This window comes from Ruegeria sp. A4, from assembly GCF_056543025.1.
The window spans coordinates 1,117,883-1,140,329 of record NZ_JBQGAW010000001.1 but is presented as its reverse complement, the minus strand read 5'-3'; the positions used below and the strand labels follow the sequence as shown (position 1 = coordinate 1,140,329).

Sequence of the window (22,447 nt, the reverse complement as noted above, 5' to 3'; positions counted from 1 at the left end):
ACGAATGCCTGATATAGCGAAGACTTATGAAAGAGATGGTTTCGTGGCTCCGCTGGATATTCTGACAGTTTCCGAGGTTCAAACGCTGCGCGATGATTTTGAGAAAGCAGAGCGCACCCTCAGAGATGACCCAGAGAAACTCAAGCTTCTATACTCGTATCCGGACAGGCTGATACCATCATTCGATGCACTTCTCCGCCATTCGAAGCTGATTGAGGCTGCTTCAACGGTGTTGGGGCCGGACCTCATGGTTTGGAGCGGTGCACTTTTCGTAAAAGAGGCGCGATCATCGAAAATCGTCTCGTGGCACCAGGACTTGACCTATTGGGGATTGGACGATGCAGAAGAGGTTACTTGTTGGGTTGCGATTTCAGAAGCGTCTGAGCAAAGCGGGTGTATGAAGTTTGTTCCCGGCAGCCATAAAAACCGTATCGTGCCTCACGTAGACACCTTCAGCAAAAACAATCTGTTATCACGCGGGCAGGAAATCGCAGTCGATGTGAACGAACAAGATGCAGTGGCTGCGGAATTGCGTGCAGGGCAGGCATCCATGCATCACGGGCATCTCTTTCACGCATCGGGACCCAATAACACAGACGACAGACGCATTGGCGCGGCGTTGCGTTTCATAAAGCCCTCAATGAAACAGAAAAACGGCGTGAAAACTTTGGTTGCGCTAGTCGCAGGGCGAGATGATTTTGGACATTTCTTAGTTGCGCCTTCCCCTCGGGGCTTTTTACATGAGAACGATTTCGATTTGTGTCAAAGGGATGCAGACCGCAAGAAACAAATACTTTTCGCCGGAGTGCAATGATTTCCTTCGCAAGCTCTGAACCATTATTGCACCAACCCCAAAGCAGACCTGAATTGCGAAAACAGGTGGATATCTAAAAGGGTCTTGTCAGAAGAACTCGGGTTGAAACGGGCAGGGGCTTTCGAAGCCTCCACCTATGACCAACTCAAGCCCATTCAAGGAATTCAAGACCAATCCCAGGATCATTCGTCGGGCCGTGATACTGTACCTTCTGTTTCCTGTGCCTTTTACAATGTCGAAGACCTGATGAATGAGCGTAGGATAAACGAACACGCACCTTCGCTCTTGCCGGGCCGCGCGAACTTGGTGTGACAAAAAGGGCAGCTATACTGGCTTAGCAGAGACTGGTTCCAATTTGTCTTACAGCACCGCCATTTGTATCCGTTTCGTATCATTTCCATTCGACGATCTGGATTCATGCTGCAATTTTCGCGCGTTGCATAGCGTGATTCTGAGCACAGGTTGGTCTGATCACGTCCGACGAATGCCAAAAGAACTCCGGCGACGTGTAAGTGTCGGATCAATTGGGCCACTTATTCCTGCGGGCATTTTCCATTTTGGCCAGCAAAGAGGGTGCCGCCATCCAGCACTTCTACGTAAACCCCCATATCCATATGGCCCAGATGGGTTCGAAGTAAGAACGGAATGTTCAAGTCTCGTAGGGCCGTCTCAGGATTCACCTCGGTAGCGGCGCATCTTTTCGTCCGCGAGAGTATCCGCAGCCTGACATCGCCAAACACAAAGGTGGAACCGACAGAGTTCAGCTCGGAAAACGGTGGCAATCCGTCAATTTCGATATTCGCCCGAAATCTGTCCGGGTGAATGTCTGTGCGCAACTTTCTGCTTAACGCATCAACAGAGCTTAAGTTGAGAACTGATATCGCATTCATCATCTTCGGTGAAACGACTGAAACATCCGTGAAACGATGCGGGTGCGAAGACACGAATCTAGGCGGTTCAGGATCCTGTAGTTCCAGCGTATCGTAGAGGAGTCTGGCGGCATCCGTTTTTCCTTGGGGCTCGCTCATGCGGAAGCAGTGGGTGCGGCCGTCCACATCAATTTCCAACTGCTGAGTTGTTGCGTCGAAACGTGTCCTGAGACCCGCAAGCCCAGCTTCTTTCAGCAAAACAACAAAGCGGTCTTTAGGAAGTGGCTTTGGGTCAGTCGGGTCAAAGCCGGAATTGTAGCGAGCAAAGCCGAAAAGGCGATCACCAGGTACACCCTCACCCGCGCTCAGGTTGACTGTGTTCAGCGGCTCCGGACTCAGACCCTTGATAGGGTAACGCTTCATTCTGACAATGGTGAGTTCGCTCATGCGTTGGTTTCCGATCCGTCGTGTATAGCCGAATTTGGCTCGTCTTGCGTCTTCTGGGCCATCGATTTCCACGCGTTCGGGCGGGGGGCGGAAAGCCGAAAATCCAGCAATGCAGGGCCTTTGAGAACTGGCTATCCAAAGCTGCCAGCAGGTCAGTTTCAAAGAACTGTTTTGAGACTAGCGGTTTTTCCAGTGGATTGTTGCAAAGTATGCAGAAGGAGATGACGCGCCGTAAATTTCGTAAAAACAAAGGAATAGGGGATTAATTTAAAGTCACATGGGGCATTTTGAGGTACGAACCTCAAAATTTTCTAGACTTGAGGTGCGTACCTCAAATAGCCTTGGAACTATGCCGCGATTCGCACATCCTCGATTGACGGCGTTAAAAAGGGAGGAATGGATGACTTACTCAAAACTGGCGTCTGCCAGCGCAATAGTCCTTGCCGCTACTACTCTTTCTACCAAGGCAAATGCTGAAGACCTGACACTGTGTTGGGCGGCATGGGACCCGGCCAACGCGCTGGTTGAGCTATCCAAAGAATTCGAGGCCGAGTCTGGCCACACAATGAACTTCGAGTTTGTGCCCTGGCCGAATTTTGCGGACCGCATGCTGAACGAGCTGAACTCCGGAGGGAAGCTTTGTGACCTGCTGATCGGGGACAGCCAATGGATTGGCGGAGGAGCTGAGAACGGTCACTATGTAAAGCTGAATGACTTCTTTGATGCTGAAGGCATCAGTATGGATGATTTCGCGCCGGCAACTGTGTACGCTTATTCGACTTGGCCAAAGGGCACGCCAAATTACTATGCGCTGCCTGCAATGGGTGATGCGAACGGTTGGTTCTATCGCAAGGACTGGTTCGAAGATCCCGATATCCAAGCCGCCTATAAAGAAGCAACCGGTCAAGATTTGCGTGAACCGGAATCCCAGAAAGAGTTGTTGCAGATTGCGCAATTTTTCCAAGGTCGCGAGATCGACGGAAAAACCGTGTACGGCGCTGCGATCTTTACCGAGCGCGGTTCGGAAGGGATAACAATGGGTGTGACGAGTGCTCTTTACCCTTGGGGGTTCAAGTATGAAAATACGCCGGGCTCGTATGACATGGAAGGCGCCGTGAATTCACCCGAAGCCGTCGAAGCGCTGGAATTCTACAAAGAGTTCTACAAAACAGCGACACCTCCGGGGTACACAAACTCTTACATGGGTGAAAGCCTGGACGCCTTTAAGTCAGGTCAGGTCGCCATGGCCATGAATTGGTTTGCATTCTTCCCGGGCCTCTATGCCGATCCCAATACCGGTGGCGACAAGATCGACTTCTTCGTGAACCCGCCGCAGAATCAGGCAGGTTCAACGTTGGGCGGGCAAGGGATTTCTGTCGTCAGCTATTCTGACAAACAGGATGCCGCGCTTGAGTACATCAAGTGGTTCGCGCAACCCGAAGTTCAGGCCAAATGGTGGGAACTGGGCGGTTATTCAGCACATAATTCCGTGCTGGAAGACCCCGGCTTCGTGGACAGCCAACCCTTTGCCGGTGACTTTCTGGAAGCCATGGCAGGTGTGCAGGACTTCTGGCAGGAGCCTGCCTATGCGGAATTGCTGTTGGCCATGCAGAAACGTATCCATGACTACGTTGTCGCCGATCAAGGCACCGCGCAAGAAGCGCTTGATCTTTTGATCGAGGATTGGACCGAAGTCTTCGAAGACGAAGGCAAGCTTTAATCCGGAAGCAGGGCAGGAGCGGGTTCAAGCCCGCTCCACCATGACCCGTGTGTCCCAAACCGACAAGAACTGGCAAAGAAATGTCTGACCGGACCATAGATCGCGTTGCGCAGGCAACGCCCACGCGAGTTGCGCGCAAAATCAGAGGGTTATCCGATCGAGCAATTGCTTGGATATTCATTTCCCCGACGATCTTCCTGCTGCTTGCAATCAACATTTTTCCGTTGATTTGGACAATCCAGCTTAGCTTTACCAACTACAAAGCCAATCGGATAGGGCGCGAGGTCAAGAATGTCGGGTTCAGGAATTACGAGCGTATCCTGACGGATTCCGACACCTGGTTCAATATGCAGGCGACGGCGCATTTTCTCTTCTGGACGATCTTTTTTCAGGTTCTGATCGGGTTCACCTTGGCGTGGCTAATCAACAAGAAGTTTAAGGGAAATGACCTGTGGACCACGATTATTGTCTTGCCAATGATGCTGTCCCCTGCTGTCGTCGGGAACTTTTGGAAGTTTCTCTATCAGCCTCAGATCGGCCTGTTCAACTATATCGTTTCGTGGTTCACCGGCAAAGACCCGTCAAGTTTTGAGATGCTGGGTTCGGTGACGTTGGCGCCCTGGGCCATCGTCATCGTCGACACTTGGATGTGGACGCCGTTTGTGATGCTGATCTGCCTGGCCGGGCTGCGCAGTATTCCCGATTACATCTACGAGGCGGCCGAGATAGACAGGGCCAGCAAGCTGCGGCAGTTCTTTACGATTACGATCCCGATGGTGCTGCCATTCCTGATGCTGGCGGTGCTGTTTCGAGGGATCGAGAACTTCAAAATGTTTGATCTGGTGGTGCAGTTGACCGGCGGTGGGCCGGGGTCCGTTACGGAACTCACTTCGATCAATCTCAAGCGAGAGGCGTTTGAGAAGTGGCGTACAGGGTATGCATCGGCTTATGCAATCATCCTGTTCGTCACCGTGTTCGGCCTTGCGTCGATTTACGTCAAAGCCCTGAACAAGGTAAAGCAGAGATGAGCGGCTTTTCCGTCACTGAACCTTCGAACCGGTCCAAATGGATCGCAGGAATCCTGGTCATCACTTATGCGCTGATCACGATGATCCCGCTGGTGTGGATTTTGCTGACCGGGTTCAAATCCCCTGCCGACGCGATCAGCTACCCGCCCAAAGTGGTCTTTGACCCAACGCTCGAAGGTTACGTCAATCTTTTCACAACGCGCACCAGGCAGACGCAGGAGTTTCTGGAAGCCAACCCGCCGCAGCACTGGGCCGATGAGATCGTCCGCCAATATGACATGGTGATCGTTGGGCCCTCCAAGTTCGGCGAGCGTTTCATGAATTCGGTCATCATCGGATTTGGCTCCACGTTCTTGAGTATCTTCCTCGGCACGCTGGCCGCCTATGCGTTCAGCAGGTTCAAGGTACCGCTCAAAGACGACCTTCTGTTCTTCATTCTTAGTACAAGGATGATGCCTCCGGTTGCTGTCGCCATCCCGATCTTCCTGATGTTCAGAAACCTTGGGCTGAGCGACACGCATCTGGGGATGATCCTCCTGTATACGGGCGTGAATATCTCCCTGGCGGTTTGGTTGCTGAAGGGTTTCATCGACGAAATTCCAAGAGAGTACGAGGAAGCCGCCCTCATAGATGGCTACACGAGGTTTCAGGCCTTTTACAAAGTGGTGCTGCCGCAAGCCGCCACAGGCATTGCGTCAACTGCGATCTTCTGCCTGATCTTCGCATGGAATGAATATGCTTTCGCCGTGCTGCTGACTTCGGCCAACGCGCAGACAGCGCCCCCGTTCATCCCCACCATCATCGGTATTGGCGGTCTGGATTGGCCTGCGGTTGCGGCCGGTGCGACGATCTTCCTGATCCCCGTCATGATTTTCACCATCCTGATGCGCAAACACCTGCTGCGCGGGATCACATTCGGAGCCGTACGCAAATGAGCGAGTTTCTTACCGGATTGATGCGGCTCCGCCGCGGCCCGTGGGAGATGGTCGCCACCATCCTGATCGCACTAGGTGTCTTCATGCTGATGCAGCCCTTTGTCCTTTGGGCGTTCACCTATTCCTTCATCGTCACGCTGATCGGAACCGTCATGTTCATCATCGTCAGCCATTTTCCGGAGTAGAAATGGCCCAGATCATAGTCAAAAACGTAAAGAAGATGTTCGGCGATTTCACTGCTGTGCGCGAAAGCTCTTTTACAATTGAGGACGGTGAGTTCTTCATGCTGCTTGGGCCGTCGGGATGTGGAAAGACGACAACGCTCAGGATGATTGCGGGGTTGGAGCTTCCGACTTCCGGCGAAATCTATCTGGATGGTGAGGAAATAAGCCAAAAGCCGCCTTCAGAACGTGACATAGCGTTCGTTTTCCAGATGTTTGCGCTGTATCCGCACATGAACGTTCGCAAGAACATCAGCTATCCACTGATTTCACAAGGCATGTCACGCGCAGCTGTCAAAGCCAAAGTTGAAGAAGTTGCCGGAATTCTGGGGATAACTGACATTCTGGAAAGCCCGGTGGGGGGGCTTTCGGGTGGCGACAGGCAGCGCGTGGCACTTGGGCGGGCGATCGTTCGCGAGCCCAAGGCGTTCATGATGGACGAACCTCTCGGCGCTTTGGACGCCGAATTTCGCGAGCACATGGCTGAAGAGTTGCGCGCGCTTCACGATCGCATGGGAGCGACAACGGTTTACGTCACACATGATCAGTTGGAAGCCATGCAAATGGGCGACAAGATCGTTGTGATGAATAACGCTGTGATCGAGCAATTCGGGACACCCCAGGAAATCTACGACAAACCAGCTACGATGTTCGTTGCGGATTTCATAGGATCTCCGTCAATGAACTTCTTGCCGTTTCAGGGAAAAGTGGCACCCGGCTCTGAAAGGGTCAGGCTGAACGGCCATGACGAAGCGGTCCCGAAGCTGATGGAGGGGGCGGAAGGGGAACTGGTCTTCGGTGTCCGGCCGGAACATGTATTTTTGTCCGACGACAGTGACTATCGGGCCAAAGTTCTGGCAGCTGAATACCTGGGGACAACCCAGATCGTGACATTGCAAAGCCCGAACGGTGAGTTGAAGGCCCGCATCGGCGCAGGTGAAAAGGTTGCGCCGGGTGAAACCGTGGGATTGGATTTCCGTTCGACAACGGTGACTCTTTTTGAGCGCTCCACGGGCCGGGCGCTGAAATCCGCCCTGAACGAAGAGGTGCTGAGCAATGGCTGAAGTCATTTTGCAGAACATCTCGAAGTCATTCGGAACTGTTCAAGCCGTCGACGGTATCTCGATGACAATTCCCGATGGTGCCTTCGTCGTGCTTTTGGGTCCGACAGGTGCGGGAAAAACGACAACGCTTCGATTGATTTCCGGACTCGAGAAGATGGACTCGGGATCGGTACGCATCGCCGGCCGAGATGTTGGCCTGGAAACGCCTGCCCAACGCGATGTGGCGATGGTTTTTCAGCAATATTCGCTGTACCCGCATATGACGGTGCGCGAGAATTTGTCGTTTCCACTGCGTTCGCCGATCCTGAAAACTCCTGAGGATCAGATCACGCAGAAGGTGAACGAAGTCGCGGAAATCCTGCAAATCCCGCACAAGCTGGACAACAAGGCCACGGAATTGTCCGGCGGAGAGATGCAGCGTGTTTCGATTGGCCGCGCATTGGTGCGGGATCCCCAAATTTTCTTGATGGACGAGCCGCTCAGTTCACTGGATGCCAAGCTGAGAGCGGATCTGCGCGTTGAGCTCAAGAGAATTCAGGCCGACCTTGGGTCCACGCTTTTGTATGTGACTCATGATCAGGTTGAGGCCATGACAATGGCAACGCATATCGGAGTTCTGGAAGAGGGCAGGCTGGTTCAGTACGGCACGCCAAGGGACATCTATGAAAACCCGTGCAGTGTTTATGTTGCCAGTCGATTGGGTCTGCCGCGGATAAATATCCTTCCGTCGGAATTGTTCGGAGGAGATCACAAGGGCCCGCAGATTGGTCTTCGCCCGGAAAACATCATTGAAGGCGAAGGCAGTGATGCGCGCGTGATACGTGCCGAACACCTGGGTGACCAAACCCGACTTCATCTGGACTTGAATGGCCATCCGGTCGTGACGCTGATCGATGTCCATCAAGATTACCCCGCAGGTAAGACTATCAAAATTAGCCCACGAAACCCGTTGTATTTTGACGCGTCCGGCGCGCGCGTGAATTAAGGAGCAAAAGCATGGCCCAGTTCCTCAACACAAAAGAAACCCTCGTGACCGAGGCGATAGATGGTCTTCTTGCATCCTCAGGTGGGGCACTGACCAGATTGGATGGGTACCCTCATATCAAGGTTGTCTACAGATCGGATTGGGACAAATCGAAAGTCGCCCTGGTTTCGGGCGGAGGTTCCGGCCACGAACCTGCCCATGCCGGGTTTGTGGGCGCCGGAATGTTAACTGCGGCCGTATGCGGAGAGGTTTTCGCTTCCCCATCGGTAGAAGCTGTCCTGGCGGGCATTCTGGCCGTGACCGGTGAGGCGGGGTGTTTGCTGATCGTCAAGAATTATACTGGCGACCGGCTGAATTTTGGACTGGCGGCCGAGCGCGCCCGCGCATTGGGGCGCAAGGTGGAAATGGTGGTGGTCGATGATGACATCGCCCTTCCTGACCTTCCGCAACCGCGTGGCGTGGCAGGGACCTTGTTCGTGCACAAGATTGCCGGAGCATTGGCAGAACGTGGGGCTGATCTGGAAACTGTAACCAAGGCCGCTAAGAACGTAGTCGAGAAAGTAGTCAGTATCGGGATGAGTTTGGACACCTGCACCGTTCCGGGTTCCCCGAAAGAAGACAGGATTGCCCCCGGCAAAGCAGAGCTCGGGTTGGGTATTCACGGTGAGCCAGGTGTTGAGCAGGTGGAGTTCGCAAATGCCGTGACCGCAATGTCCACCGTCGTGGAAAAGTTGAAGCAGCGAGTGGGGGCGGGTGACTGCGTGGCGCTGTTAAACAACTTGGGGTCTACAACACCGCTTGAGATGTCTGTTTTGACGCACGCCTTGTCCGAAACCGGTATCGCGGGACATATTATCGGTCCGGCACCGATGATGACTTCGCTGGACATGCATGGATTTTCTGTGTCGATTCTGCCGGTTGATCCGAATGACTTGTTGGCGCTGGAAGAACCGGTCGAGTTGGCGGCATGGCCAGGGGTCAAAACGATAAAGTCGGTTCGAATTGCCCCTTTGCCAGATGGTTTGACCCCGATTGACCCCATCCCGTCGAACAATCCGGCGACCAAGGAAACAATAAATCGCTTGGCAGAGCTGCTGATCCAAGCCGAGAAAGACCTGAACGAATTGGACGCGAAATCCGGAGATGGAGATACAGGCAGTACCTTGGCGACAGCAGCCAGATCTTTGCAGGGAAGCCTGGATCGAATGCCTCTTGCGGACCTGACGCAATTGTTTCCCGCGCTGGGCAATGAGTTGAGCCAGACCATGGGGGGATCTTCCGGTGTGATCCTGGCGATCTTTTTCAATGCCGCCGGAGATGCCTGTGCCAGTGGCGCTTCCATATCAAAGTCTTTGGTCGAAGGTCTGAACCGGGTCAGCCAGGTAGGTGGGGCCAAAGTTGGCGACAGAACAATGATTGATGCTCTGGCACCTGCGCTTGAGGCGCTGCCTTCAGGGCTGGTGCAAGCCGCGAAAGCCGCGCGTGAAGGTGCTGACAAAACCGCAAATATTCACCGTGCCAAGGCAGGCCGTGCAGCCTATGTTCCCGAAGAAAATCTGATCGGACATAACGACCCGGGTGCAGAAGCTGTTGCATTGCTGTTCGAAGGCTTGGCACGGGAGATTGAGGGCTGAAAGACACGTGGAAGACCAAAAGCAAAAACTAGAATTGGTGAAAAAGCCAACCGTAAACGACATCGCGCGCGTTGCGGGTGTCAGTCTGGCGACTGTTGACCGGGTCTTGAACAGGCGTCCCGGTGTGCGGGCGGTGACCGTGCAGAAAGTACAAAAGGCGATTGATGAGCTTGGGTATGTGCGCGACACCGCTGCTGCCAACCTCGCGCGGAACCGTGTCTACAATTTCGTCTTTATTCTGCCGGACGCCGGCAATGAATTTGTCGAGGCGATATGCGATCAGATAGCTGAACAATCGCGCGATCAGTTCATCGAAAGAACACGGGTCACGATAAAAAAGGTCGCTCCGTTCGAGCCTCAGGACATAGTCAACATTCTGGATGGGATCGACCACCTGAGCGTCGACGGGGTGGCCGTATTCGGGCCGGAAACGCCTTCGGTCCGCGACGCTGTGAAGAGGGTCAGGGATAAAGGCATTCCAGTGGTTGCATTGGTGTCGGACTTGCCAAGCTCGGACAGAGATCATTTTGTCGGAATCGATAACGTTTCGGCCGGGCGAACCGCAGCTCAGTTGATGGGGCGCTTTGTGCATCGTCCGGGTAAGGTTTTGGTTCTGACGGGCTCACGTTTGGCACGTGATCATCTGGAGCGGCGCCAGGGATTTGATCTTGTTGTCGCTGAAGAATTCCCTCATCTGGAAGTCGTGGCGTCTGTCGAGGGCAGGGATGACCCGGATCTGATCTACAAGATGATGCCTGGGATATTTGAGACCTACCCCGACCTGGTCGGAATATACTCTTCCGCCGCCGGCAATGCGGGTTTGGTTCAATTTCTGTCAGAGAGCGGGATCAGCAAGGATCTGGTCATTATCGCGCATGAACTCACGCCGCTTAGTCGTGACGCGCTTCGCCGTGGCACCTTTGACGCGCTGATCTCGCAGGACTCCGGGCATCTGGTGCGGTCCGCCGTGCGTCTGTTGCGTGCAACATCGGACAAAGTCCCTTTCAACAAATCACAGGAACGCATCCGCATCGACATCTATCTGAAGGAAAACTTGCCGCCATAGAGGCATTGGTTTCGGGGAGGAAACTGAATGAAGACGATCAAAGGGCCTGCATTATTTCTTGCACAATTTGCCGGTGACGAAGCGCCGTTCAATTCATGGGACGCCATAACCAAATGGGCGGCGGATTGCGGATACAGGGGTGTTCAAGTGCCCAGTTGGGACGGGCGGTTGTTCGACCTTGAAACGGCCGCGACAAGCAAAGACTATTGTGATGACTTCAAGGGCAAAGCCCAAGAGAATGGCGTTGAAGTCACAGAATTATCGACGCACCTGCAAGGCCAACTTGTCGCTGTTCACCCGGCCTATGATACGGCGTTTGATGGTTTTGCGGCCGAAAGCGTCAGGGGAGATCCCAAAGCCCGGCAGGAATGGGCCGTTGATCAGGTCAAGAAAGCGCTTTCAGCCTCTCGGAATTTGGGAATCTCGGCTCATGCAACATTCTCTGGCGCGCTGGCCTGGCCTTACGTGTATCCCTGGCCCCAACGTCCTGCTGGTCTAATTGAAACCGCATTTGATGAGCTCGCCCGTCGTTGGGTGCCGATCTTGGACCACGCTGAAGACTGTGGCGTTGATGTTTGCTATGAAATCCACCCCGGCGAGGATCTTCATGACGGGGTGACATACGAAATGTTCCTTGAACGAACAGGCAACCATGCGCGGGCGTGCATGCTGTACGACCCGTCGCATTATGTCCTGCAATGCCTCGATTACCTTGACAATATCGACATCTATAAAGACCGCATCCGGATGTTTCACGTAAAGGATGCCGAGTTCAATCCGACCGGAAGGCAAGGTGTCTATTCCGGCTATCAAAGCTGGGTCGATCGCGCAGGGCGGTTCAGGTCACTTGGTGATGGACAGGTGGATTTCGGGGCCGTCTTTTCCAAGATGGCGGCAAACGACTTTGATGGCTGGGCCGTGGTCGAATGGGAATGCTGCCTGAAACATCCCGAGGATGGCGCGCGTGAAGGTGCGCAGTTCGTTTCCGATCACATTATTCGCGTGACCGAGAAGGCCTTTGACGACTTTGCCGACGGCGGCACCGACGAAGCGGCCAATCGGAAAATGCTGGGGATAGGCTGATGGTAACAGGACGCAACGAAGAAAGAACGGGGCGCATTCGCCTTGGTATGGTCGGCGGTGGAAACGATGCTTTCATCGGTGGTGTCCACCGCATAGCCGCACGACTGGATGACAAGTTCGAGCTGGTTGCAGGCGCGTTGTCCTCGACGCCCGAAAAATCTCGGGAAAGCGGCGAGGCGCTGGGCATCGAGCGGGTTTACGATGACTTCAAGCAGATGGCGATGCGAGAAGCGCGTTTGAAATCCGGGATCGAAGCTGTTTCGATCGTCACGCCAAATCACGTTCACTATGCTGCCGCGCGTGAGTTTCTGAAACGCGGCATTCACGTGATTTGCGATAAGCCGCTTACGTCGACCCTTGGTGATGCGAAGAAACTGGTCAAAACCGCTGAAAACTCAAACGCGCTGTTCATCCTTACCCATAACTACACGGGCTATCCAATGGTTCGGCAAGCGCGTGAGATGGTTGCCAACGGGGATATCGGTAAAATCCGCGTGGTTCAGGTTGAGTATCCGCAAGACTGGCTGACCGAGCCGCAGGATTTCAAGCAGGCCGAGTGGAGGACTGATCCGGAACGCTCCGGTGCCGGAGGATCAACCGGTGATATTGGAACTCATGCGTATAATATTGCCTGCTTTGTAACCGGATTGAGGGCAGAAAGCCTTGCGGCGGATTTGCAGGCTTTTGTGCCGGGTCGTCAGGTCGACGATAACGCGCATGTGTTGCTGAGGTTCCAAGGCGGAGCCCGTGGCATGCTGTGGTCTTCGCAGGTTGCGCCCGGTAACGAAAACGCTCTGCGATTGCGTGTGTACGGCGAAAAGGGCGGCATCGAGTGGGCTCAAGAAGACCCGAACTATCTTTGGTTTACTCCTTACGGAGAGCCAAAGCGTCTGATCACCCGAAATGGGGCTGCGGCAGGGGATGCGGCCAATCGGCTCAGCAGAGTGCCCCCGGGACACCCCGAAGGTTACCTGGAAGGGTTTGCCAATATCTATGGCGAAGCAGCCGAAGCCATTCTGGCGTTCAGAAACGGAAGTTCACCTGACGCATCTGTCGTCTATCCAACGGTCCGGGATGGGCTTGAAGGCGTCAGGTTTGTGGCCGCATGCGTGCAAAGCTCTGCCAGAAATTCGGCCTGGGTCAAGCTGGAGTGAGGCTTTCTGCTTTGCGGGTTGAATTGCGGGCCTCGTATGAAAAACCGGGTTGAGGCGGGCAAGCGCCTCAACAATCGACGCGGCCACTCTGTATGAGCAAGCATAGGCCGTGTCACAAACATCGCGCGGTTAACGTTTCCACGGCGTCATCAAAGGTTTGGGCGCTCTTCTCGGCCCGCGCCGTCAGATGAGCGCCTTCCAGCAAGGCCAATGCCGCGCGTGCCTCTGCTTCCGGATCTTCAACGCCCGTGATCGAATGATCGGTTTTGCCAAGCGCAAAGACATTCTCGATCCACCGGGTCATCATGCGCCGGAACTCGCGGATTTTGTCGGTGACCTCAGTCGACAAGCTTTCCCGGCTGATGATCAGCGACACACATAAGCACAGGGTTTTCCCTTCGTTCAAAGCCGCGCGATACAGCGCGATCAGTGCACGCATGCGCGCGCCCGCCGTGTCACAAGTTTCCTCGATCTCGTCGCAGCGTCCGGTAAGCTCGGTATGGTAGCGTGTCATCAAAGCTGAAGAAAGCGCGGCTTTGGTCGGGAAGTGATAGTGGATCGATGCCTTGCGGATGCCCACATCATTGGCAAGGTCGGCATAGCTGAAGCCGTCGAAGCCTTTGCTGCGTACGGCAAATTCGGCAGAATTCAGCAAAGCGGTTTTCGTGTCTAATTCCATGCCACCTTCATCCTATTTGCGCTCAACAATGCCGCGGTGTTTTCTGCTGCTTCCAATGCACCTTCAAGATATCCCCCAAATTGCGCGGCTGTTTCGGTGCCACTGAAAACGATCCTGTCTTCCCAGATCCGCGTCATGGCCTTCGGCAGACCGTATTGCGGATGGGCATATACGGGCTGAAGATCCAGGTCTGTCGCTGTGAAGCGATCAAACGCCCAGTCTTTTAACAAAAGCACGCTGGGGCTGGTCGCCTTGCGCCCGAACAAGCGCCCCAGCTGAGCCAGAACCTGCAGCCGCAACGCCCCTTCATCCCGGCGCGCTTGCGCAGGGATGCCGATGAAACCGAACAGCGCGAAGGGACCACCGCTGGCAGGCGATGCGTCGTGGATTTCCACCATGGGGCCGTGCCGGCTCATAGCGTCCCCTGACAGCCCGTCTTCGCGCCAGAACGGAGTGTCATAGACCGCAACCGCTTTGGCCTGCCCGGCCATCCAGGTCGGGATGTGCCGCATGGCTGACAACGTGCCATCGGGCAGGGCGGGCTCATAGATCAACTCGGCCGCGATGCGTGGGGGCACGGCAAGTACCACACGGTTTGCCAAAATATGCTGCCCAGATTGCGTGGTGACCCGAACCCCGCCTTCGGTGCGGGCCAAGGCGGTGATCTGCGTGGACAGGTGAATTGCCCCATCCGGCAACCGTGCCGACAGCGCATCTGTCAAAGCAGCGAGCCCCCCGATCAGACGATAAGACCCTTCCATGGATGAAAACCCGCGGCCCCGCTCAACACGGCACTGTTCATCTTCGAAACTCAGCGCGCCGGAACTGAATTGGTCAAACCGGTGCAGGCCCAGCCGGTCTGTCAGCGTTGCGATACGTGGCTGGCCGGGCCAGAACCAAGCCGGACCCATGTCCAGATGGGCGCTCCCCTGAACCTCGGTCAGAATGCGTCCGCCCAGACGGCTGCGCGCCTCAACAACCAGAACTTCCTGACCCTGATCCACAAGCTGTGTCGCCAGGCTGAGCCCAGAAAGCCCGCCGCCGATGATGAGCGTATCGGTGCGCATGGGTCAGAACCCCTCAGTTGAAGGACGCAGGTCCAGCTCTTGGGTCCAAGTCGACCGGGGTTGTTGCGCCAGTTGCCAATATACCTCGGCAATATCTTCGGGCTTCATCATTTTGGCTGGGTCCAGACTGTGCCGGTCGCGCGACCGGGCCGTGTCGATTATGCCGTCCAGTATGACATGCGTGATATGCACGCCCGCCGGTTGAAACTCTCGTGCAAGCGATTGTGTCAGCCCGCGCAGGGCAAACTTGGCCGAAGCAAATGCTGAAAACTGTGCACCACCGCGCAGAGAGGCGGTTGCACCCGACACGATCAAGGTTCCGCCACCGCCACGGACCATCGGCTGCATCACCGATTGCGCCAGCACGATCAGCGTTTGCACCATCGACGTCCAGCTGCGCTGGTAATCGTTCAGCGTTGTTTTCAGGAAGGGTGAGATCACCAGTTCTGCGGTGTTGTGCACCACGATCTTGGGCGGCCCGTAAGTGGCAATCAAATTGGCTATGACCGGTGCCGTTTCGCCGGGGTCGGACAGATCGACCTGATGAAAGGAACCGATTGGGTTGTCGGGTTGGGTTCGGCCCAGACCCACGGTCACCATGCCTTCGGCCTGGAAACGCGACACCAACGCCTGGCCAAGCCCAGCCCCCGCTCCGGCGACAAGCGCCAAGGGTTTTTGTTCAGCCATCGGTTACACCGCCGGCGGTTGGGCGTAAGGCAGGTGGCCTGTCTTCATCCAGATCTTGGCCCCGTTCGCCCCCGCAACGGCCGTCAGGCTGTGGCCTTCAGGCAGGCGCAGCCAATCGTTTTTGACCAGTTCGTCCCCGCCTTCAGTGACCGACCCGTCGATGATCAGAACCTCGATCCCGCCAGGGGCGTCCGAGCGCAGCGTCGCGCCCGCGTCCAGATGGGAGTAGGTCACGATCTCGCGCGCATCCTCATGCAGGACAGCGGTGGCGATATCGTTTGCGGGCGCGCGCAGCTCATCCACCATGTTTTTGCGAAACTGGGTTCGATCGTTCATGTCGAACTGCCAGAGCTTGACGAAGATCGTGCATCCCGGTTCCGACCCCGGTGTGTGTTGCGAGGTTGGTGGATTGCGCACATAGGTCCCAGCCGGATAGTCACCGTGTTCATCCTGAAATACACCGTCAAGGACAATGAATTCCTCACCGCCGGTATGGGTGTGGGCAGAGAAATGACTGCCCGGCGCATAACGCACGATAGTGGTGGCCCGTGCGACCTCGCCTCCGATCCTGTCCAACATCCTGCGATCCACACCCTTCATAGGAGAGGCCTGCCATTCCAGCTGGTCTGAGTGAACGACAACGCGGTCAGAGAAGTCCGAATTGATTTCCATGGGGTCAGGTCTCTTCCTTGGTTACGACGCACAGTAATATCTACTAGTAGGTAGGTAAACGCCAGCAGCAAAACTAGAATACTCGACACGTTTCACAGAGTGTTGAACGGTTTCTTGTCAGGGGGGCTTGGTCGCACGGTTAGGTGGCGCAACCGCCACGGAGAGGTTTCACGCCTCGTTTTGAGGGCGGGGCGTGCGCGACACGCATTATCAGGTGCAGCAATATCTGCTTGATATCAATTGCTTCCTGCAAAAGGAAAGCATCAAAAGCCGTTTTGAAACTGGCTGTGGTTTTCGTGCGAGGCAATTCAGTGCCTAAGAAACCAGCGGGTATCTTCGGTTTCAGAGGTTTCGGAAGTACCGCATTGAATTGCAAGAAGTCGAAACAAACTTATGATAATATCGCATTCATGAGGTAGAAGGACGTAACCCTTGATGGGCAACGCATCCGCATGCTTCACTTTCGGGGCTATGTCAGCATTTGGTTTTGCTGGCGCCAAAAAACCGAAAGGCACTACCTTTCCACACCAAAAACCTGAGCGCACCGCTGCCCGAGAGGGTGAGAAAAACAAGCGCGGAAGCTACCCAACACGGAGATATCAGATGAAAAAAATTGCAACGCTACTTGGAAGCGCGTCCTTCGCGATTGCCGGGCCGGCCATGGCCGCGGATATCGTGATCGGTGTGCCCAACTGGGCCTCGGTGAACGCCACGGCACATATTCTTGAGGTCGTGATCGAAGAAAACCTCGGCTTGGACGTGGAATTGCAAAATGGCACCAACCCGATTGTCTTCGAGGCGATGGACAGCGGTTCGATGCATGTCCATCCGGAAGTGTGGATGCCCAATCAGCAGAACCTGCACGATACCTATGTCAAGGAAAACGGCTCCGTCGTCATGAACCAAAACCCGGTTCAGGCCGAACAGGGCATGTGCGTGCCGACCTATATCGCGGAACAATATGACATCAAATCGATTGATGACCTGAGCGACCCCGACAAGGTTGCGATCTTTGACACCGATGGCAACGGAACACCCGAGGTATGGATCGGTGCGCCGGGTTGGGCGTCGACCGTCGTCGAGAAGATCCGGGCCAAATCCTATGGCTATGACCAGATCTTCGAGCTGACGGAATACGAGGAAACCATTGCCTATGCCAATCTGGCAAATGCGACCAAAGCGGGCGACCCGTGGATCGGGTTTTGCTACAGCCCCCACTATATCTTCGTGACACAGGATCTGACGGTTCTGGAAGAACCGCCTCATGATCCGGCCACCTGGACAATCGTTCAGCCCACGGATGATCCGGATTGGTTGTCCAAGTCCGAGGCGTCCTCGGCCTGGAACGGAGCAACGCTTCACTTGCACTACGCCAAGGAACTGGAAGAGAGCTATCCCGAAGTGGCCGCCCTGTTCAGCAACTACCAGATGACAGGCGACGATCTTAGCGCGATGGGTAAGGCGCTGGCCGTCGACAACATCGAAGCTGCGGATTTCGCCAAGGAATGGGTGGCTGCGAATGAAGACACCGTCATCGGCTGGCTGACTAACTAAATCACCACTCTTCAGGCCGTCGCGCAAAACCGCGGCGGCCTTTTTCTGTCGGGCAGGGCATCGCCCTGTGGGGGATAAATGGACGAACCTGTCGTAAAATTAGAAAACGTTTGGAAGATCTTCGGCTCGCGTGCGGAAGAGGCAATGGAAGCGGTCAGAAACGAAGGCATAGGCAAGCCGGAGGTTCTGGAGCGGTTCAACTGTGTTGTCGGCGTTCAGGGCGCCACGTTCGAAGTGCCGAGGGGTGAGATTTTCTGTATCATGGGGCTGTCCGGCTCGGGCAAGTCCACATTGGTGCGACATGTGAATCGATTGATCGAACCCACGGCGGGTCGGATCGAGATTCTGGGTCACGACGTTTCGAAACTGTCGGAATCCGAGTTGCGCCGCATTCGCGCCCAGCAAATCGGGATGGTCTTTCAGCACATGGCGCTGATGCCGCATCGTTCCGTGCGCGATAATGTGGCCTATCCGTTGGAGATCCGAAAGGTGTCCAAGTCAAAGCGCTGGGCCGTCTCGGATCACGCGCTGAGCCTGGTGAATCTGACAGGTTACGAGGACCGCCTGCCCAAAGAGCTTTCGGGCGGGATGCAGCAACGCGTGGGGATCGCGCGGGCGCTGGCCTCGGACCCGGAAATCCTGTTGATGGATGAACCGTTCTCTGCCCTTGATCCGCTGATCCGCCTGCAATTGCAGGACCAGTTCAAAGCACTTGTGGCGCAGCTCAAAAAGACCACGCTGTTCATCACCCACGATCTGGACGAAGCCATTCGGATCGGCCACCGGATTGCGATCATGAAAGATGGCGTCATCGTACAGATCGGAACCCCCGAAGACATCGTCATGAACCCGTCCGACGATTACGTGCGCGAATTCGTTCAGGGCATCTCAAAACTCAAACTGGTCAAGGCGCATTCCATCATGGAGCCGGTGGACAGTTATTCAGGGCCACTTGACGGTGCGCCCCGAGCCGACGAGGGCGCGGATCTGGATCAACTGATCGACCTGGCCGTGAATTCTGATCTGCCGGTCGTCATCACGGATGCGGGTATGGATGTGGGCGTCGTGACCAAGCCGCGCCTGTTGCGCGGTATCCAGGGGGGCAAAAATGACTGATGCTGCAACAGAGATGAAAGTAACGGCCGCCTCTGATATCGAGGTCGATCGCGAGGCGCTGGACCTTTCCATCAAAGAGTTCGCGGGTCCGAACGGTGACTACTATGTCAATGCGTTCCACAAGATCCATGATGCGACCAGCGCGATTCCCAACACGTTCAACAAGTGGGCCGCGGCGCTGGGGCCGTTCTGGTCTGCGTCACGCGCAATCTGGGGCATGTTCTGGACCTTTCTGATCCTTGAGATCATCGCGTGGGTCCAGATCGGCAGGGGCGCATGGGGCAATCCCGGCGCGGATTTTGCCGAGCGCGCTGCGCGTCAGCAGGAACGTGCGGCCGAACTGTTGGCGCGCGCAGCGGATGCCACGGAACAGGCCGATATCGACCGTTTCACCAAACTGGCCGAGAACATACAAAAAGCAGCGGCCACAAGTCTGGAAAGGGCTGCCGCTGCGCAGTCCGAGGCGGCAGGCATCCTGATTACCGGGTTGTTGATGTTGCTGGTGTTCAAGTTGGTTCAAGGGTTCTACGCCGACCGCGTCTACGAAAAACAGTATTCGAACTGGCGTATCGATCCGGACAGCACGGAAAGTGGGCGTTCGACCCGTAACATCGTCATGGGCGCGATCCTCGTTGCAGCAATCGGACCATTGATTGTGTACAAGTTCACCGTAAACGCATCCCTTCCCTTGTTGGACGCGTTCCCGGAACAGCAAGTGTCTGCGATGTTTCTTGGGGAAGGCAACGGCACGCTGTTCTCGAGCCTGGCAAACTGGATGGAGGCCAAGATTGATGCGGCCGCTGCGGCGGGCGGCGACATCTTTGACGGGATCGTGGCGGGCGTGCGCTCGGTGCTTGATGCGCTGACGATTGCACTGATTGGGTCGCCCTGGCCGGTGGTCATGCTGGTCATCTGTGTGACGGCCTGGCGTGCGGCGGGACCAAGGGTTGCCATCTTCACCGCGTCTTCTCTGGCCTATATCGCGTTGCTGGGGTATTGGGACGTGGCGATGGAAACGGTTGCTCTGGTCGGTGCGGCGGTGTTGCTGTGCGTCGTCTTCGGCATTCCGCTGGGTATCTGGTTCGGAAAGTCGCAGCGCGCTTATCGCGCGGCGGAACCGGTTCTGGACCTGATGCAGACGCTTCCCGCCTTCGTCTACCTGATCCCGATCATCGCCTTCTTCGGCACCGGCAACCCGCCGGGGATTCTGGCCACCATCATCTTTGGCATGCCGCCGGTGATCCGCCTGACGGCACTGGGCATGCGGGGGGTGCCTGAAAGCATCAAAGAAGCTGCCGTCGCCTTTGGCGCGTCGAAATGGCAATTGTTGAAGGATGTTGAAATCCCGCTGGCGCTGCCATCGATCATGACCGGTGTGAACCAGACGATCCTGATGTGCCTGTCCATGGTCGTGATCATCTCACTGATCGGCGGGGGCGGTTTGGGCAAGGAAATCCTCGAGGCGCTGCAATACGCGGCCAAGGGGCCGGGCCTGCTGGGGGGCTTTGCGATCCTGTTCCTTGCCATGGTCATGGACCGGATCGTGCAGGGCGCGTTCCGACGAGAAGACGAAAAACTCTGAACGCAAACGCCCCCGGTTCTGATCGGGGGCGCTTTTCTTTGATCCGAGGAAATCATGACCGACCCGTATGAACAATCGATGATGGACAACCTGTATTGGTGGGGCGTGCCCACACTGTTCCGGTGTCCCAATGTCGGGCCCGAAGGGCAGGATATCGCACTGGCGGGCGTGCCGCATTCGACGGGCAACGGCACGACCGAAAGGAACCAGCACCTGGGACCACGCGCGTTGCGGCATGTCTCGGCCGTACAACGCAGGGTGCATGCGGTCTTTGAAATTGATCCTTGGCAGAGTGCGCGGATCGCCGATGTTGGTGATGTGCCTTTTCCAAAGGCCAACGACAACGAAGACTGCATCGAACGCATCACTGAATTCTACAAGACCATAGACGCGGCCGGAGCGCGCCCCGTTTCCGTCGGAGGCGACCATTCCATCACCGGTGGCATTGTTCAGGCCCTGGGTGGCGGCAAGCTTGCAGGCGGGCAGCCGGTCAGCTTTCTGCATCTGGACGCGCATACGGATGTCTTCACCAAGGTTGATCACTTTCTTGGTGCCAAGAAATCAGCGGCTCACTGGGGGGCCTATCTGGCCGATCAGGGGCAGGTGGATCCAACCCGGTCGATGCAGATCGGTCTGCGCGGCCATCCACGCAGCCTGGACTGGCTGCAACCGTCTTACGATTACGGGTACAACATCGTCACCATGCGCGAATTCAGACAGCGCGGATTGCAGGACGTCGTGGCGCAGACCAAAGAGGTTTTGGGTGACCGCCCGGTTTACATCACCTTCGATCTGGACTGTCTGGACCCAACCGTCGCGCCGGCCGTGTCCAATCTGGAACCGGGTGAGAAGGGGTTTGACATAGATGAGGCGGTCGGCATCCTGCGCGCGGCGCGCGGATTGAACATCATCGGCGGCGATGTGGTCTGCATGATGCCCACCAAGGACAGCCCCAACAACATCACCGCGCTGACGGCGGCGGCGGTGATGTTCGAGATGATTTCGATGATCGCCGAGAACGTCGCGCGGGCCTAGCGCCGCGCGTCGATCGCCTGTGCCAGAACGCAAAGCAGTTCGAACATCAGCGAGATGCCAAGCCACGCCGTCCCGCCTTGGGGGTCGAATGGCGGTGACACTTCGACAAGATCGGCGCCGACAAGGTTCAGACCGGACATCCTGCGAATGACTTGCTGGGCCTGAAAGCTGTTGGGCCCGCCGATTTCAGGTGTTCCCGTGCCGGGAGCATAAGTTGGATCAACAAAGTCGATGTCATAGGTGCAATAGGTCGGCTGCATGCCAACGATATCGCGTACCTCGTTCATGACGTCGTCTATGCCCCGGTCGAACAGCTCTTCGACACGAATGATGCGGATGCCCTGTGCCTCGCCCCATTCGATATCTTCAGTGTTGTAGGCCGTGCCGCGAATCCCGACTTGTACAAAACGCTTCGGGTCCACCAACCCTTCCTCGACCGCGCGGCGGAACGGGGTGCCGTGGGTGAATTTGTGACCTCCGAAATAAGTGTCGAACAAGTCGGTGTGACTGTCGAACTGGATCAGGCCAACCGGACCCGAAGCGGCCAGGGCACGCAGGACGGGCAGGGTGGTCAGGTGATCCCCTCCGGCGGTCAATGGTGTGATGTTGCGGGCTTGAAGATCCGTGTAGAAACGCGTGACCCGATCCAGCGTGTCTTCTATGTCGACGGGGTTGGGGGCGACGTCTCCTAGATCTGCGCAGTTCACCATTGAAAACGGTGCCACACCCGTAACCGGGTTCATCGCCCTGATCATCGTGGAATAATCTCTTAATTGCCGCGGACCATGCCGGGCGCCGGGGCGATTGGTGGTTCCGCCGTCCCAAGGGATACCGACGATGCCCAGTTCGACTTCCGAAATCCGTTCGTGCGCCAGATCCAGCATGGGCAGGCGCATGAATGCGGGAATGCCGGCAAATCGGGCCAGTTCCATGGCGGACACCGGTTGAAAAAATGAATCGGCCATGATGCCCCATCCTCTGCAAGTTTCCTCAGTGACCCTAACGGTTCAGGACCGGGCTGGAAATGCCCGCCGC

General features: G+C 56.0%; 21 protein-coding genes. 15 read left to right on the top strand and 6 right to left on the bottom strand.

The genetic code is table 11. The features are described from left to right. Nucleotides 1-4 precede the first annotated feature (4 nt). A complete protein-coding gene (locus ACR0E2_RS05680) occupies nucleotides 5-814 on the top strand; it encodes a phytanoyl-CoA dioxygenase family protein (RefSeq protein ID WP_480445575.1) in 810 nt (269 codons plus the stop codon). Between the two features lie 533 nt (nucleotides 815-1,347). Here the strand turns inward: ACR0E2_RS05680 and ACR0E2_RS05675 are convergent. Further along, nucleotides 1,348-2,130, bottom strand: coding sequence for an MOSC domain-containing protein (locus ACR0E2_RS05675; RefSeq protein WP_480445574.1), 783 nt, complete (start codon nucleotides 2,128-2,130; stop codon nucleotides 1,348-1,350). 400 nt (nucleotides 2,131-2,530) lie between these two features. Here ACR0E2_RS05675 and ACR0E2_RS05670 point away from each other — a divergent pair, with 400 nt between their 5' ends. The 10 genes from ACR0E2_RS05670 (at nucleotide 2,531) to ACR0E2_RS05625 (ending at nucleotide 13,020) form a co-directional block, all read left to right on the top strand. Continuing rightward, nucleotides 2,531-3,850 carry an ABC transporter substrate-binding protein gene (locus tag ACR0E2_RS05670; RefSeq protein ID WP_152458518.1) on the top strand — a complete coding sequence of 440 codons (1,320 nt, stop codon included), beginning with the start codon at nucleotides 2,531-2,533 and terminating at the stop codon, nucleotides 3,848-3,850. Between the two features lie 80 nt (nucleotides 3,851-3,930). Continuing rightward, complete coding sequence (locus ACR0E2_RS05665; RefSeq protein ID WP_480445573.1) at nucleotides 3,931-4,878, top strand: carbohydrate ABC transporter permease; 948 nt, start codon at nucleotides 3,931-3,933, stop codon at nucleotides 4,876-4,878. Beyond that, nucleotides 4,875-5,813, top strand: coding sequence for a carbohydrate ABC transporter permease (locus ACR0E2_RS05660; RefSeq protein ID WP_480445572.1), 939 nt, complete (start codon nucleotides 4,875-4,877; stop codon nucleotides 5,811-5,813). Before ACR0E2_RS05665 ends, ACR0E2_RS05660 begins: the two co-directional genes overlap by 4 nt. Further along, nucleotides 5,810-5,998 (top strand): hypothetical protein, encoded by a 189-nt coding sequence (locus tag ACR0E2_RS05655; RefSeq protein WP_058274732.1) that lies wholly within the window; start codon nucleotides 5,810-5,812, stop codon nucleotides 5,996-5,998. Before ACR0E2_RS05660 ends, ACR0E2_RS05655 begins: the two co-directional genes overlap by 4 nt. A 2-nt stretch (nucleotides 5,999-6,000) precedes the next feature. Beyond that, nucleotides 6,001-7,098, top strand: a complete 1,098-nt coding sequence (locus ACR0E2_RS05650; protein WP_152458515.1) for an ABC transporter ATP-binding protein — start codon at nucleotides 6,001-6,003, stop codon at nucleotides 7,096-7,098. Next, on the top strand, nucleotides 7,091-8,083 hold the full coding sequence (locus tag ACR0E2_RS05645; protein ID WP_171115168.1) for an ABC transporter ATP-binding protein: 993 nt from the start codon (nucleotides 7,091-7,093) through the stop codon (nucleotides 8,081-8,083). Before ACR0E2_RS05650 ends, ACR0E2_RS05645 begins: the two co-directional genes overlap by 8 nt. A gap of 11 nt (nucleotides 8,084-8,094) precedes the next feature. Next, complete coding sequence (locus tag ACR0E2_RS05640) at nucleotides 8,095-9,717, top strand: dihydroxyacetone kinase subunit DhaK (RefSeq protein ID WP_480445571.1); 1,623 nt, start codon at nucleotides 8,095-8,097, stop codon at nucleotides 9,715-9,717. Between the two features lie 37 nt (nucleotides 9,718-9,754). Further along, nucleotides 9,755-10,783, top strand: a complete 1,029-nt coding sequence (locus ACR0E2_RS05635) for a LacI family DNA-binding transcriptional regulator (RefSeq protein ID WP_480445569.1) — start codon at nucleotides 9,755-9,757, stop codon at nucleotides 10,781-10,783. A gap of 27 nt (nucleotides 10,784-10,810) precedes the next feature. Further along, nucleotides 10,811-11,866, top strand: coding sequence for a sugar phosphate isomerase/epimerase family protein (locus ACR0E2_RS05630; protein ID WP_171167441.1), 1,056 nt, complete (start codon nucleotides 10,811-10,813; stop codon nucleotides 11,864-11,866). Next, nucleotides 11,866-13,020 (top strand): Gfo/Idh/MocA family protein, encoded by a 1,155-nt coding sequence (locus ACR0E2_RS05625; protein WP_480445567.1) that lies wholly within the window; start codon nucleotides 11,866-11,868, stop codon nucleotides 13,018-13,020. The genes ACR0E2_RS05630 and ACR0E2_RS05625 overlap by 1 nt, the downstream gene beginning before the upstream one ends. 112 nt (nucleotides 13,021-13,132) lie before the next feature. Here ACR0E2_RS05625 and ACR0E2_RS05620 read toward each other — a convergent pair whose 3' ends face one another. Genes ACR0E2_RS05620 through ACR0E2_RS05605 form a run of 4 tightly spaced genes read right to left on the bottom strand, consistent with a single transcriptional unit; the run spans nucleotide 13,133 to nucleotide 16,125 of the window. After that, nucleotides 13,133-13,699: a TetR/AcrR family transcriptional regulator gene (locus ACR0E2_RS05620; RefSeq protein WP_480445565.1), complete on the bottom strand. Its 567-nt coding sequence runs from the start codon at nucleotides 13,697-13,699 to the stop codon at nucleotides 13,133-13,135. Then, the gene (locus ACR0E2_RS05615; RefSeq protein ID WP_480445563.1) at nucleotides 13,690-14,766 is read right to left on the bottom strand and encodes a flavin monoamine oxidase family protein; all 1,077 of its coding nucleotides are present in this window, start codon (nucleotides 14,764-14,766) and stop codon (nucleotides 13,690-13,692) included. The genes ACR0E2_RS05620 and ACR0E2_RS05615 overlap by 10 nt, the downstream gene beginning before the upstream one ends. Before the next feature lie 3 nt (nucleotides 14,767-14,769). Beyond that, nucleotides 14,770-15,453 carry an SDR family NAD(P)-dependent oxidoreductase gene (locus ACR0E2_RS05610; protein ID WP_171228015.1) on the bottom strand — a complete coding sequence of 228 codons (684 nt, stop codon included), beginning with the start codon at nucleotides 15,451-15,453 and terminating at the stop codon, nucleotides 14,770-14,772. Between the two features lie 3 nt (nucleotides 15,454-15,456). Next, on the bottom strand, nucleotides 15,457-16,125 hold the full coding sequence (locus tag ACR0E2_RS05605; protein WP_171228016.1) for a cupin domain-containing protein: 669 nt from the start codon (nucleotides 16,123-16,125) through the stop codon (nucleotides 15,457-15,459). Between the two features lie 603 nt (nucleotides 16,126-16,728). Here ACR0E2_RS05605 and ACR0E2_RS05600 point away from each other — a divergent pair. From ACR0E2_RS05600 to ACR0E2_RS05585, 4 genes are all read left to right on the top strand, one after another. Next, entirely contained in the window at nucleotides 16,729-17,679 is a 951-nt protein-coding gene (locus ACR0E2_RS05600; protein ID WP_480445561.1) for an ABC transporter substrate-binding protein, read from the top strand. 78 nt (nucleotides 17,680-17,757) lie between these two features. Then, entirely contained in the window at nucleotides 17,758-18,795 is a 1,038-nt protein-coding gene (locus tag ACR0E2_RS05595; protein ID WP_480445560.1) for a quaternary amine ABC transporter ATP-binding protein, read from the top strand. Beyond that, complete coding sequence (locus ACR0E2_RS05590; protein ID WP_480445559.1) at nucleotides 18,788-20,377, top strand: ABC transporter permease; 1,590 nt, start codon at nucleotides 18,788-18,790, stop codon at nucleotides 20,375-20,377. Before ACR0E2_RS05595 ends, ACR0E2_RS05590 begins: the two co-directional genes overlap by 8 nt. A gap of 54 nt (nucleotides 20,378-20,431) precedes the next feature. Next, nucleotides 20,432-21,412, top strand: a complete 981-nt coding sequence (locus ACR0E2_RS05585) for an arginase family protein (RefSeq protein WP_480445557.1) — start codon at nucleotides 20,432-20,434, stop codon at nucleotides 21,410-21,412. Here ACR0E2_RS05585 and ACR0E2_RS05580 read toward each other — a convergent pair. Continuing rightward, nucleotides 21,409-22,377: an agmatinase gene (locus ACR0E2_RS05580; RefSeq protein ID WP_480445555.1), complete on the bottom strand. Its 969-nt coding sequence runs from the start codon at nucleotides 22,375-22,377 to the stop codon at nucleotides 21,409-21,411. The genes ACR0E2_RS05585 and ACR0E2_RS05580 overlap by 4 nt on opposite strands. Nucleotides 22,378-22,447 lie beyond the last annotated feature (70 nt).

What these genes read in the sequence shown, in the direction of transcription:
- ACR0E2_RS05610 (WP_171228015.1), bottom strand. Translation starts at nt 15,453, where the DNA reads ATGGCTGAACAAAAACCCTTGGCGCTTGTCGCCGGAGCGGGGGCTGGG.
- ACR0E2_RS05660 (WP_480445572.1), top strand. Translation starts at nt 4,875, where the DNA reads ATGAGCGGCTTTTCCGTCACTGAACCTTCGAACCGGTCCAAATGGATC.
- ACR0E2_RS05670 (WP_152458518.1), top strand. Translation starts at nt 2,531, where the DNA reads ATGACTTACTCAAAACTGGCGTCTGCCAGCGCAATAGTCCTTGCCGCT.
- ACR0E2_RS05640 (WP_480445571.1), top strand. Translation starts at nt 8,095, where the DNA reads ATGGCCCAGTTCCTCAACACAAAAGAAACCCTCGTGACCGAGGCGATA.
- ACR0E2_RS05680 (WP_480445575.1), top strand. Translation starts at nt 5, where the DNA reads ATGCCTGATATAGCGAAGACTTATGAAAGAGATGGTTTCGTGGCTCCG.
- ACR0E2_RS05595 (WP_480445560.1), top strand. Translation starts at nt 17,758, where the DNA reads ATGGACGAACCTGTCGTAAAATTAGAAAACGTTTGGAAGATCTTCGGC.
- ACR0E2_RS05580 (WP_480445555.1), bottom strand. Translation starts at nt 22,377, where the DNA reads ATGGCCGATTCATTTTTTCAACCGGTGTCCGCCATGGAACTGGCCCGA.
- ACR0E2_RS05655 (WP_058274732.1), top strand. Translation starts at nt 5,810, where the DNA reads ATGAGCGAGTTTCTTACCGGATTGATGCGGCTCCGCCGCGGCCCGTGG.
- ACR0E2_RS05590 (WP_480445559.1), top strand. Translation starts at nt 18,788, where the DNA reads ATGACTGATGCTGCAACAGAGATGAAAGTAACGGCCGCCTCTGATATC.
- ACR0E2_RS05615 (WP_480445563.1), bottom strand. Translation starts at nt 14,766, where the DNA reads ATGCGCACCGATACGCTCATCATCGGCGGCGGGCTTTCTGGGCTCAGC.
- ACR0E2_RS05645 (WP_171115168.1), top strand. Translation starts at nt 7,091, where the DNA reads ATGGCTGAAGTCATTTTGCAGAACATCTCGAAGTCATTCGGAACTGTT.
- ACR0E2_RS05620 (WP_480445565.1), bottom strand. Translation starts at nt 13,699, where the DNA reads ATGGAATTAGACACGAAAACCGCTTTGCTGAATTCTGCCGAATTTGCC.
- ACR0E2_RS05630 (WP_171167441.1), top strand. Translation starts at nt 10,811, where the DNA reads ATGAAGACGATCAAAGGGCCTGCATTATTTCTTGCACAATTTGCCGGT.
- ACR0E2_RS05625 (WP_480445567.1), top strand. Translation starts at nt 11,866, where the DNA reads ATGGTAACAGGACGCAACGAAGAAAGAACGGGGCGCATTCGCCTTGGT.
- ACR0E2_RS05585 (WP_480445557.1), top strand. Translation starts at nt 20,432, where the DNA reads ATGACCGACCCGTATGAACAATCGATGATGGACAACCTGTATTGGTGG.
- ACR0E2_RS05600 (WP_480445561.1), top strand. Translation starts at nt 16,729, where the DNA reads ATGAAAAAAATTGCAACGCTACTTGGAAGCGCGTCCTTCGCGATTGCC.
- ACR0E2_RS05605 (WP_171228016.1), bottom strand. Translation starts at nt 16,125, where the DNA reads ATGGAAATCAATTCGGACTTCTCTGACCGCGTTGTCGTTCACTCAGAC.
- ACR0E2_RS05665 (WP_480445573.1), top strand. Translation starts at nt 3,931, where the DNA reads ATGTCTGACCGGACCATAGATCGCGTTGCGCAGGCAACGCCCACGCGA.
- ACR0E2_RS05675 (WP_480445574.1), bottom strand. Translation starts at nt 2,130, where the DNA reads ATGAGCGAACTCACCATTGTCAGAATGAAGCGTTACCCTATCAAGGGT.
- ACR0E2_RS05650 (WP_152458515.1), top strand. Translation starts at nt 6,001, where the DNA reads ATGGCCCAGATCATAGTCAAAAACGTAAAGAAGATGTTCGGCGATTTC.